This is a genomic window from Bacillota bacterium (assembly GCA_018818595.1).
In the GTDB taxonomy this organism is placed as follows: Bacteria; Bacillota_I; Bacilli_A; order Izemoplasmatales; family Hujiaoplasmataceae; genus JAHIRM01.
The window spans coordinates 1-12,928 of record JAHIRM010000012.1 but is presented as its reverse complement, the minus strand read 5'-3'; the positions used below and the strand labels follow the sequence as shown (position 1 = coordinate 12,928).

General features: G+C 31.3%; 11 protein-coding genes. 10 read left to right on the top strand and 1 reads right to left on the bottom strand.

Annotated elements, in window-relative coordinates; translation table 11 throughout:
• From KJ971_02655 to KJ971_02630, 6 genes are all read left to right on the top strand, one after another.
• A partial coding sequence (locus KJ971_02655; GenBank protein MBU1144743.1) for a DUF4143 domain-containing protein occupies positions 1-512 on the top strand: 512 nt, incomplete at its 5' end.
• 551 nt (positions 513-1,063) lie between these two features.
• Positions 1,064-1,882: a hypothetical protein gene (locus KJ971_02650; GenBank protein MBU1144742.1), complete on the top strand. Its 819-nt coding sequence runs from the start codon at positions 1,064-1,066 to the stop codon at positions 1,880-1,882.
• Positions 1,883-1,959: 77 nt separating this feature from the next.
• Positions 1,960-2,250: a hypothetical protein gene (locus KJ971_02645; GenBank protein ID MBU1144741.1), complete on the top strand. Its 291-nt coding sequence runs from the start codon at positions 1,960-1,962 to the stop codon at positions 2,248-2,250.
• Positions 2,251-2,255: 5 nt separating this feature from the next.
• Positions 2,256-3,125 (top strand): S8 family serine peptidase, encoded by an 870-nt coding sequence (locus KJ971_02640; GenBank protein MBU1144740.1) that lies wholly within the window; start codon positions 2,256-2,258, stop codon positions 3,123-3,125.
• A gap of 16 nt (positions 3,126-3,141) precedes the next feature.
• Positions 3,142-4,803: a hypothetical protein gene (locus KJ971_02635; protein ID MBU1144739.1), complete on the top strand. Its 1,662-nt coding sequence runs from the start codon at positions 3,142-3,144 to the stop codon at positions 4,801-4,803.
• A gap of 15 nt (positions 4,804-4,818) precedes the next feature.
• Entirely contained in the window at positions 4,819-5,283 is a 465-nt protein-coding gene (locus tag KJ971_02630) for a hypothetical protein (GenBank protein MBU1144738.1), read from the top strand.
• A 736-nt stretch (positions 5,284-6,019) separates the two neighbouring features.
• On the opposite strand, the gene KJ971_02625 is transcribed toward KJ971_02630, so the two are convergent.
• Complete coding sequence (locus tag KJ971_02625; GenBank protein MBU1144737.1) at positions 6,020-8,140, bottom strand: MMPL family transporter; 2,121 nt, start codon at positions 8,138-8,140, stop codon at positions 6,020-6,022.
• Positions 8,141-8,310: 170 nt separating this feature from the next.
• Between KJ971_02625 and KJ971_02620 the strand changes: the two genes are divergently transcribed.
• From KJ971_02620 to KJ971_02605, 4 genes are all read left to right on the top strand, one after another.
• The gene (locus KJ971_02620) at positions 8,311-8,847 is read left to right on the top strand and encodes a TetR/AcrR family transcriptional regulator C-terminal domain-containing protein (GenBank protein ID MBU1144736.1); all 537 of its coding nucleotides are present in this window, start codon (positions 8,311-8,313) and stop codon (positions 8,845-8,847) included.
• A gap of 1,464 nt (positions 8,848-10,311) precedes the next feature.
• On the top strand, positions 10,312-10,620 hold the full coding sequence (locus KJ971_02615) for a hypothetical protein (GenBank protein MBU1144735.1): 309 nt from the start codon (positions 10,312-10,314) through the stop codon (positions 10,618-10,620).
• Between the two features lie 224 nt (positions 10,621-10,844).
• On the top strand, positions 10,845-11,921 hold the full coding sequence (locus KJ971_02610; GenBank protein ID MBU1144734.1) for a hypothetical protein: 1,077 nt from the start codon (positions 10,845-10,847) through the stop codon (positions 11,919-11,921).
• A 21-nt stretch (positions 11,922-11,942) separates the two neighbouring features.
• Positions 11,943-12,707: a hypothetical protein gene (locus KJ971_02605; GenBank protein ID MBU1144733.1), complete on the top strand. Its 765-nt coding sequence runs from the start codon at positions 11,943-11,945 to the stop codon at positions 12,705-12,707.
• Positions 12,708-12,928 lie beyond the last annotated feature (221 nt).

Sequence of the window (12,928 nt, the reverse complement as noted above, 5' to 3'; positions counted from 1 at the left end):
TTGCTTCGTACCAAAACGCCTTTGAAAAACTATTTATCATTGAAAACGTTGATGCTTGGACGCCAAAACTTAGAAGTGCAACTAGAATTAGAATGAGCCAAAAAAAACAGTTTGTTGATCCATCTATAGCTGCACTTGCATTAGGGGCAACTCCTGACGATTTGGGTGAAGATATGGAAACATTTGGTTTTTTCTTCGAGTCTTTGGTGACAAGAGACTTAAGAGTGTATATGGACAAGTTAGGCGGAACAGTATTCCATTATCGCGATAAAAACGATTTAGAAATTGATTGCATTTTAAAATTAAGAGACAGCAGATGGGCTGCAATAGAAGTTAAGGTTGGTGGTAATCAACTTGATAGTGCAGCAGCCAATTTGATTAAACTAAAGGAAAAAGTTGATACAGAACATATGAAAGAACCGTCATTTTTGATGATTCTTTACGGTGGAACAACAGCATACAGGAGAGCTGATGGTGTGTATGTCGTACCAATTGGATGTCTCAAAGATTAAAAAAGCAAACTCCATGCTAATCACATAGCAAACTTGGTTGTGACAACCTCAAAAGTGGAACAAACTTGGTTATGACAACACACAAGATTAAATAACTTAATAGTGTTGAAAAACGGCATAAATAGCCGTTTTTCTTTTTATGATTGATTTTCTCATTATATCAGAAGGTTTCAAAGGTGTTTTTAAATCGTTGATATATGCCAGGATAGTAACAAAATTATGATTGGATCCCTCGTTGACAAATAATTATAGATGTGCTAAAATTCAGTTATAATGACGACATATTTTGACATATAGAGGTTATTAATGAGAAATTATATAACATATGAATCAACAGGACACACAATTTTTGTGAGCTTGTTTAATGGAAATCAAATTATATTGCCAAATAATACAAACTATACAAATAAGGATTTAAAACGTATATTCCAAAAAAATAACATGGATATGAAAATCCCTACTCAAGAAATATATAAAAGGAAATATTTAAAACAATCTACATAAGTCTGCATGCATCAAGTAAATGTAATATGAAATGCAAATATTGTTTCATGCAATCTAGGCATGATGTGAATATAACAATCGATGAAGCGAAAGATTTAATCGATTTTATTATTTCTGAGTTCCCAAATGCAGAGAAATATATCGTAGATCCTACTGGGTCAGGAGAACCTTTACTTAGAATGGAATTTATCTTAAAATTGGCTAAATACTGCCATAGTAAGAGCGATGAAGTATCTAAAGAAGTGCTGCCGATGTTGGTAACAAATGGAACATTACTTTCAAATGATAATATATCCAAACTTCAGTCAGCAGGTTACATATTTGGAATCAGTATAGACGGATACAAAAAGGCACATGATTCTAATAGAATTATCAGAAAACAAGAGGGAACTTACAAACAGATTATCCAGAATATCAAAAACATCAAACATAGAGAATACCTTGGTGCAGCTATGACACTTACTAATTCCAATACGGATTTGGTCAAAGCATTCAAGAATTTATATAAATATTTTACAACCATCAGCATAAAAACCGTTAGGAGCTTTGATGATGGGACAGATGGTATCAATGAAGGTAACATAGAGGAGATTAAAGGACAGTATACAAGATTATATAAATACATATTACAGAAGACATTGAAAGGTAAACTGGATTATTTAGCTGTTTTATTAAACGGGGATGACTATTTTGGTAAATTCTTGCTAAGAGTCATATTAAATCATAAAGTAAGTACCAGGTGTGAAGCTGGACTTGGTAGATTTTCTTTGACATCTGACAAGAAAATTATTGCTTGTCCAGGGAGTATCGGCATAGATGAGATGGCTATTGGAACGCTAGAAGAAGGTTTGAATCAAAAAAAATAACTCATTTATGGAAAATTCAATTAGAAAGAGCACTTTGCCAAACTTGTGAAGCTAGATATGTGTGTGGTGGTGAATGTATGATTGTATCTTACTACAAAGATAAAAGACTTGATAGTGTTGATGAAGTCATGTGCAAACTGAAGAAACACCTATTCAAATTAGCTGCGATGTTCAAGTTTGACGTGTTACTCCATAGCGACAAATTATTTAACAACATTTATGAGGGGTGTCAAATCAAGGCAAGCAGATTTGAAGAAGATATAGAATTAAGTAACACACTCAAGAAATTGAGTTGTAAATACACATTCATGGAGCCGAAGAAAATCAAAGATGATGATAAAGAAACATATTTGAGGATTAAAGAATGACTATCATGAAGAAAAGAATAATACTTGTTATTGGAGTATTTGTGGTTATTATCTCTGCTGGGGTTTTAATGTGGCAATACAGTATATCCAAATATCCGGAACATATTTTTAATATGAATATTGATAGACTTTGGAACGAAAGTCAAGGAGAGAATATTGTAATTGCCTTTCTAGATTCAGGAATGCACCAAAAACTGGCTGATGTGTATGGAGAAAGAGTAGTGGATCCATATGATTTCGTAAATGATAGAGAAGTGTTTACCGATACAAATGGCCATGGGACAGCTTTGATATGCATTGAAACATGTAAGTATGAAGATACTGGGGTCTATGGTATTGCACCACAGGCAAAAGTGATGCCACTAAGAATTTTTGATTCTAATGGAAATACAAGTGATGAAAGGATTGTTGATGCGATCCGTTATGCTGTGGACAATGGGGCAGATATCATCAATATGTCGTTTGGTTCATATGAAGAATCGATTGAAGTTGAGAATGTAATTAACTATGCTTATTTAAATAATGTGTTTGTAATATGTTCTGCAGGGGAACACATTACATATTCAACAGCATTTCCAGCAAAAAATGACAAAACTATTGGTATAGGCGATAAAAGTGATTATGAGTATGGAGTTGGACATGAAGACATAGACTTTTTTTTAGAAGGGAATAATATCCCATCGTTGCGCTTTTCTGACTCAGAAAATGATTTAATATTCAACACAGAAAAAGGCTCTAGTGTGTCAACTGCCATGTTTTCTGGGATTATTGCTCTGAAAATTAGCAATATGCAAGATATAGATAAGATTGAATTTCTTATTTACCTGTTTGAGGATTCGAAGATATATTCAATTATAGATATAATAAATTATTAGAAAGGTTGTATAGATATTGAAAAAAACAATATTATTTACAGGTTTAGTTCTATTGTTGGTTTTTAGTTTTTTTTCATTGAATCCAGATAAAGTGTACGGTCTTTCAGTGGAAAACAATCAAGAAGAAATCGTAGAATTAACACAAAATGAAACTGATTTCTTCGATAAGATGAGATTTAAACAACAATACGAAGACAGAGGAATTATGGTAGTAGACACCATTAATGGTACCGAGAAAGAGACAATGGAAATTAATGGGGTCGAGTACGAGAAGGATGCACTTGTATATACAATATTTCAAGCTAGCCAAAATGGCGAACTTGAAACAAGCATGAATAAATATGGGAATGCTATGAGTTTATCCAATCAATATCATTTATCTGAAATTCAAGAGAAAGCTAATCTAAATCAACTTGTTTATAGTGATATCAGCATTCTTTTTGACGATGAAAGATTCGTTGTGGAGAATGACAAGTTTTTTGATGAATTGCTACCAGATAGAAAAATAGTTGATAGTAGAGATTACTCCTTGATGGCTACTTATTATTATGAAACAGTATACACTGGATATTATCAAAATTATACAATATACAACACCACTAGTGGGATATATTCAATTCAAGCAGAATATTACACGAATATTTGGGGTACTAAAATTTATACCGGTTCCACAAGATATGTATTAAATACAACATTCACAACGTATAATCATATTGAAACAATTGAATTTGATTATCAATCATACGTTGCGGGGCTTGATGGAGTGACACCTCCTTACGCAACAATCTATCTTATTAATGATTATTGGGGAACCGAAAAAATGATTTTAGTATCAGACGACATTGGAACTGAATATAAGATAACTCAAGAAAACCATTATGCAAGAAATCAATATAATAAAATAGATGGAGTCTCGGTAGATATTTTATATCCTACAAAGGATGATTTATCATCTGGTTGGTTTGATGTACCACAAACTGTAGGATCGTATTTTCATCTACTTCTATTAGCGAACAGTGATAATGACAAGTTCACGAAGGGAGTTACATATCAAGACATAAACTTAGGGGTTACATTAGATGGCGGATTAGAACTAGTTTATGATGAAAATGATGATGTTGAGTATGAAGACTTAGTTACATTCACCTTTAATTTTGGTGTAGACCGAAGCGATCCCGATTTTGAACCAGTTCTCCCTGATGCACATTATATTAGAGATGTATACCCATACTTAATATGGGGTAATAGTGAAAATGACTACAATAATCATACACCTTTTGAAAGGTTTGTATGGGATAAAGCATCATACACAAACAATTCTGATGCAAGAAATGCTGAAGGAGAAGATTTAACTGACATGTATCTATTTTCACCGGATATTGGAGATAATGGAGGTACACCTATCCCTCAAACCGTTCAAAACAATGCATGCCGTTGGGATATATACTTCAATTCCATACCGGAACAAACTATCATCAAGGGTCAATATTCTAATGTTTATTGGGCCAATTTCATAACTGGGGAGTATAGTATTGTTCCAGGAACAATTTCTAAGTTTGAAGTTTTTGATGATGTATCATACAATACAATAGGAAACTATCTGGTTATGGTAGGTATTGAAGATGCATCTGGTAATAAAAGAACTCAAGTAATTATTGTACATGTTTCAAGTTGCTAAAGAGAAGGAGTCAATATGAAGAAATCATTAACAAAGATTATTTTTGCCTTGTCCATTGTATATTCATTACTGATAGAACTACTATTTTATTTAGGTCAATTTAATAATGTTATTAGTGTTAAATATATGTTGTTTTTTTCAGCTTTTCCACTTGTATTTATAATTGTTTCAGTTGTCATTGACATAATGGAAAAGAGAAGTAAAGAAAAATCGATTGCTAGAATTTATCTTCCAGTAATACTTGTTTTTTATTATTTAATCTTAGGAACAATCAATCACTACCTTTATTTTAGTGGTTTTTTAACGGTCTTACTTGTTTTCATTTTGCCCAACTTTATTTTGATACTGTACACTATTTTGCTAATGAAGGTTAGAAAACAGAAATATTTGAGATATTTTGTTATCGGAAAATATATTTTTGCTACTATATTTATGACGTATTGGTACATCATATTTTTATCTTTGGCAAGAGCACAATAAGCGTTAAAAGGAAAGAAATTGATAGCAAACAAGAAAAATGTATGAATAAACATATTGTAGAGCAGGATTCCAATATTCCGTGGGAAAGATCTTGCTCTCCTTTTTTGTCAGAAAACAGGCTTAATGTGGGTTAAGTGCAAACTGGATTGGTATGGCTTTTAAACAGTGGGTATGATTCCATATGCATAGAATATGAAGAATATATCATACTAAAAAATAAATTTGACTCGGTGTTATGTAAATGTAAATTTTAGATTTTTGTATACTAAAATATGCTACCTCATAACTCTGTACCTGTGTTATACCACGTGTGTGGAAACATATTTTAGGCATTTTATATGTTACTTCGTGACATTTTACATGTAATTTTCTAAAAAAGAAAGTAATTCATAACACTCAAGGCACGTGGAGTCGGTCTCATTGCTTTCACTAAAATGATGAAAACAGCTCTTTTTATCCCGAAATATACTGTTTTTATACCTATACTTTTAATAATATGAAATGAGACAGGCCACTTGAACTAAGGAATTACGTTCAGGTGGCCATTTTTGTTATTATCTTGTGTCATTTTGATTGTGTAAACATACGTCTTTTCACTTAACCTCGTATGTGTAAACATAAAGTCTTGAGTGTGAGAACATGTTTGCTTGTATTTGCAAACATATTGAGGGACTAAAAATGACAGGACTGTCTTGTATAAAAATCGAAAGTATTGAAATTTTTTCAAATAAATAAATTAATTGAGTTTCTTTCGTGCTTTTAAAATCACTTTGTTTATAAGTATTAAAATTGAAGGCAGAACAAATATTATTAGTAATGCTGAACTCAATGTTCCAATCGACAAAGCTCTTAATATTTGAGTTAAGGTTGGATCGGAAGATATCAATCCAAGTAATCCTGTAACGAAGAATAAAATGGAAGCCGAGGTTAAGATTGTGTGAATCGATCCTTCATAGGCGGATTTCAGTGCTTCTTTTGTCGGTTTAGTCGAGCATTGTTCTCTAAAATATGCAGTAAATAATATTCCGTAATCAATTGTTGCTCCCATCAAAATAGCTTGAACAATGAGTATCGCTAAAAAGTAGACATTACCCCCAAAAATACTCAAAGCACCCATTGTCAAAAAGATGGCAGTTTGTATTACAGAGACAAGAACGAGAGGGATAGCAAGTGACTTAAAAGTGAAGGCAACAATTATAAAAATAGCAATGATTGTAATTAACGTGATGACAAGAAATTCTGAATCAAATTTTCCTGAAGCCTCAGATGCCATTGCTGATTCACCTAATAAAAAGTAATGATTTGACAAAATGCTATCAAATTCTTGTTTGAGATCATCTACCAAAACTTGAGCATTTTCTGAGTCTTTAGTATATGTGCTTGTAATAATCATTCTTGAGTACTCAGAGCCAACAAGTTGCGCAATATTTTGTTCCAATAAAGTCTTGGTTTGCGAAAGTTGTTGTAGTTGTTCTGAAGACATCGTTTCCGAAAAATCTGTTTCTATATAAACAATGAAATCATATATGTTCATTGTTTCAGTATTTGCCAAGAGAAGTAAACCAGAAATTTGATTTGCATCAATGTTAGTCATTTGTGAAAGCTGTGTCGCTGTGAGTTGCATTCCAATAGAATTGGCATAACAAGTAATTTTCTCTATGCCTAAATTACTCGATAGATTTTGCAAGACAGTATTTATGCTTGATTCATCTTCGCTATTATATAGAAGAACAATTATATTTTCATCTGGAAAGATAACACTAGCCTCATCTACTGATGTGGTGGGAAGGACGTACCCCGTTTGAACGTTGCCGCGCAAGAAAATACTTGCGACAAATATAAGAATGAATAGGAGTGGTAACAATTTTCGAGCTTTAAAACTGAATCTACTTAATCCAGCAACTTTAATTTGCAATGATGGCTTTTTGGTTTTTTCAATTACTTTATCAAATAGTAATATTAATGTTGGCAGTATGAATAATACCGTCAACAGACTAATAAAGACTCCTTTTGCAAGGACAAGACCAATGTCTGAACCTATTGCAAAAGTCATAAATACAAGACATAGCAATCCGACAATTGTTGTCAATGAGCTTCCTGCAATCGAGGGGAATGCGTTGACTAATGCGTTTTTCATCGCTTGTAAGTTGTTACCATCTTTTTGCTTTTCTTGTTTGTATCGATTTAACAAAATAATAGAGTAGTCAATTGATAGACATAATTGCAACAATGCAGCAATTGAAAACGTCGTTGTTGTTATACTGCTAAATATAACATTTGTACCCATGTTGATAATGATTGCTACCCCGATTGTAATCAAAAAAAGTATGGGTTCCACCCAAGAAGATGAGAAAGCAAATAGTATGATTAAGAGAATTAAAAATGCTAAAACAATCAAATATATTGGAACTATAGGTTGATTTTCCGTAAAGATTTGGCCACCCACAATGCCTTCTTCATAACTGTTAACTACGGTATCAAGCACCCCATTTGCTTCATCAGATGTTGACTCATACGGTATATAAAGTGTAAAAAGTATGTAATCAATATTGTTTGAAGATGTTTCATTATACTCAACACTTGATACATTAGGAATTGCAGATAGTTCTAGAATGTTTGACTCTATTTCAGTTTCACTTAAACCGGAAAACACTAATTTCAATGAACTCGAATTTCCAAATTGATTTTCTGTGATACGAATACCTTCAATTGTTGAAGAATCTTTGGGTAAGTATTTAGAAATATCATTTGTCACTACGACATTTCCCATCAAATATAGACTCAAACCAAATACAATTAAAAAAAACGCTAAAAATACATATCTTTGATCTGTGATAAAACCTAAAATCTTCTTCATTTCAATTTTCCTTTGTTAGATGTATTTGCATAAATGCATAATTGTATTATAATATACATGTGTTGGATTAAAAACAATCATATATATAATGGACGGTTGCAAAAACAACAATTCACAAAGAAGTGTTGAATTAGAAACAAAAACACGAAAGTTTGATAAGGAGAAAAATAATGAAAGAGAATCAACGAGTTAGAATAACCAAAATGATGCTTAAAAGTAGTTTAGTAGATTTGATGAAGACAAAAAGTATTTTTAAAATTTCCATCAAAGAAATTTGTGAAAAAGCTGAAATGAATAGATCTACATTCTACAAGTACTACAACACCGAATTTGATCTCTTGAAAGATATAGAAAATGAATATCTTTTAACAATAGAAACATATATTTCACAAATAAATAATGAAAACGTCTTAACAAAGCTTCTTGAATATGTGATTGATAATATAGAAGTATTTAAACTATTTTTGAATGAAATTCCAGAAAATAGTTTTTTTGAAAAGTTAATTGAAATGTGCCTTGAAAATATGGCGTATCAAAAAGTAATCATAAAAGATGAAAGGAAAAATAGTAATGAATACTTGTACAAATTCATCATCTTTGGTTCATTATCCGTTGTAAAAAACTGGATTAGTAAAGAAAATCGCGAATTGCCATCTGAGATGAATGATATCATGATGAATATTCTTGGCAAATTTTTGAGACAGTAAATGATATAAAAAATGTAATTTTCTTTTCTATATTAAGTTTGGTTTCTGTTGATTTGAAGATGTTAAGGTTTTAAATAGTTAATCTAAAAATATTATCATAGAGAATATAGAACAATTGAAAACGTATCAAGTTATTGTTAGAGATGACAATGGAAACGAACTAGATGTTTGGAAGTTATTCAATTGTGTATATGCTTCAGTAGAAGTTAATGGTATTCAAGTTGACAATTCGTTAAATTTATGATGAAATATGTTGCTTCGGAACAATTAAGCATAAAAAAGTCTTGTGTGTGTAAACATAAATAGTGCTAAAAATATGTTACTTCGGGAAAGTCGAGGCACTTTTGTATAGCACTTCGCACCACTCGGCACAGCTTGCCTGAGGAAACATATATAGTAAAATAAAGATATTAGGATTTCTTAAGTTTGAGATCCTTTTTATAAATTATGTGAAATTCACTTTGTGGATTTCTCTGCTTATAATAGTTTTCTTCACCTTGAAATGGACACGAGAATCCGGAAATTCCAATATTCCACTAAATAAAATAAAATCTTGTCAAGAGAAAATTCTAATTTGATGACGATTGTGCTTAATGCTGTAAGCTTCTAGTGCACAAAAAGTAAACTTGGTATAACTGCAGAGTAAAACACGCTATTTTTTAGTAAAAAACATGATAAACTTAGTAATGACTAACCATAATATCGGATTGGTATGGTTTTTGAACAGCGGGTTAGAATCATATGCATAGAAATGTTAAAGGCGAAATTAAGTAATTTCACTCCTTTTTTAACTAAAAAAAATAAACACTGCATGGACACAGAGTAAAACCCCGAAGATTTTTAGTGAAAAACAAGATAAACTCCATATGGACAAGACATTTGTACCTGAAATAGCTTCCAAAAGTTGGAGATATGGTATACTAATTATACCATTCTGATGAAGGAAGTTATTTTTTTTATGAGATTAGCACTAAATCAGAAAAGAATGATGTGTGAAAAGCATATAATAAAAGGGAAATCATTATCCCATGCATCAGAGGTGTATGGAGGATATGATATTGAGAGTTTGACAAAAGAGATAGTAAATGTACAAGTGCATTGTTACTGGAACTGTAAAATTGTATAATGATTTAGCATGCTATTCAAAAAAAAAAAACATAGTGTGATATTGACAATTCGCGATTAATTTGATAATATCTAACAATAGGCATGACACAATATGACGCATAATAGAGTCTGATAAACGACTATATCACATATAAACTGAATAACCTTACAATTTATGTTAGTCAGGTTAATGGCAATCAAATCATATTACCAAACAGCCCAAGCCTAACAAACAAAGACTTGAAACGAATCTTCCATAATAATCATATGGATGATGAAATTTCCACTCAAACAATATACAAGAAAAAACTATTCAGAACAATATACACAACTCTACACGCATCAAGTAAGTGTAACATGAAATGTAAATATTGCTTCATGCAAGACAGACCTGATGTGAATATTACAATCGATGAAGCCAAGCGTTTCATCGATTATATTATATCTGAATTTCCAGATGCAGAGAAGTTTAGGTTTGAATTGATTTTGTTCAACGAAGAATTATTCAATACAGGATATGAGGGTTGTAAAATAAAGGCAAATAGATTCAAAGAAGACAAAGAACTATTTAGCATATTAAAAAATTTAAATGGACAATATACCTTTATGGAACTTAAAAAAATTAAAGATGATTATTATGATTTGTATGAAGAAATTAAAGGATAACTTGTCTGATAAATTTATACTGATTTTTTATATGGGTTTTCTATACACAATTCAGCAAATTTGTTCATAAGCATAAATATATACAGGATTAAAAATGGGCAAAGCACTTTTTAAAAAGCATTATAATGAGATTATTGTACGTATTCTACTCACATAATTGACAAATCTAGGCAAGTATATATAATACGACAAGAATTTTAATATATTATTAAGGAGATAAAAAAATGAAGAAAGCCATATTATTATTGTTCATGATTATCACTGTTTGTATTTCGTCACCGAAAATATCTGCTAAAGAAGATAATTTATTAGAAAAATACTCGAGTATTGCAACAGATAAGTTAATGCAAATGGGTTTTGACAAAAGCATTGAATCAGTTAAGCATCTTAATGGAGGCCAGAGAAATTCATATCTATTATTTGAACTTGATGGTTTTGGATACATGATCTACTATCAAAAAGAAGAGATTTTTATTGAAATTACAACCTCTGTTATATCTCCTTACAAAGATTTAGATGGAGATTTATATTATTTTGGAATAGGGCAATATCATATTAATCAAGATCTTTTTGTATATCAAGTTGAAAATGAAATCGATATGAAAAATACCATTGAATCAAACATTAAGAAATCAAAAGAAATGGAAGCCTATCTAACAAATTCTGAAATTTACAGTGCTATGTCCACAACCACAACCGACACTGAAATATCTAATAGTTGGTATTTCGAGCAAATACAAGAAAATATGCCGATAAACTATTATGGAGAATGCGGATATGTTGCCCTGGCTGTATATTTAGGATATTTTGATCAGTTATTCAATGACGACATTGTTGAGGATACGTATGAAAATGATTTAGATCCGAATGAACCGACCGGAACCAATCAGGATTTTCATGATTACTTGATTATCTTGGACGGAAAAGATCCAACAGATGAGGATGAAAATTTCAGTACAAATGCATATGGAATCAAAAATCTTACCTGGGATTATATAGACGATAATTCAGACATTGATGAAGATGATTTTAGTATTAGCTGGTCATATCTACCGTTTAATTCAACAATCAGGAATGCTATTAATAATGACACACCAAGTATTATTTTTTTCGGAGGAAAGATTCCTGAGCTATTTGGGACAACAAAAATTTTTCACGCAGCAATTGCATATGGATATAATGATGATATGTTTATCGTAAATCTAGGCTATCAGGGCGATAATGAATACTCTCGCTATTATTTAAGTCAATATACTATTGGGTCATATATGAAAATGACTTATGATCCATCATCGTGCTAACTAGAGTAGGAGATGAGGATAATGAATTTCTGGATACTATTATTCCTATTATTAGTTTTGATGTTTTTTCTATTTTTAAGAATCAAGAATAGAATAGCAAAAAATAAATCTATGGAATCAAAACCGAGAACACTTATTTACAAATATTCTATGATTATATTAATAAGTCTGACTGGTTTATTTGGAGCTTTGACAATCAATGATTGGATTCATGATGATATCCCGGTCACATTTAGTGATGATTTGATTGGAGCGTGGAACTACAATATTTACAGCGATGAATATGGCGAGTTCATAAATGTATTGGAATATCCTGTATATCATTTTCAATTTACAGGCAGTTATGTTATTTTCAAAGTGACAAATGATAGCAAATTTAGGACATATATAATGTCACAAGAATCCTACTTGGATGAATACACCTTTAATGATATCACCCTTTATGCTCTTAAAATTGATGATGCAATATACTTTTTAAACAAATCAAATGGTTCGAAAAGTTATACATTATTCCCGGCATATGTGAGGGTCGGAAACGAAAAGAATATACCTGTAGCCCCAAGCGAGTATTTTAGTTTGGGGACATATGCAAGTTTTACTTCGGGGAGTTTTGATTCATACACAGTCTTGTCATGGGACGAGATAGAAGAATATTATGCTACATTCTACTCGGATTATGTAACCGTTGATCATGAAAATAAAGAGATCATCTTCTCGACCGTGGGTAGCTATGATTGCCTTATTACTTATGATGATTCGTCCATTCACATCGAATTGATTATGTAACATGGTATGCTGACAAAAAAACACACTCAAAAGTGGACTAATGCTGTCTTTAAAGAAGTGATTCTTCGTTAGGAGAATCCTTTTTTATTTAATAGGAAATTGTATTTTAAAAACAGATAAGAGTCAAAAGCAAAAAAGCCTACAGGAAGTAGGCTTAAGAAGATGAAGTTAAGAAATTACTTTATGTGTTTTTTCTTATTATAAACATCCAAAGGAACAAC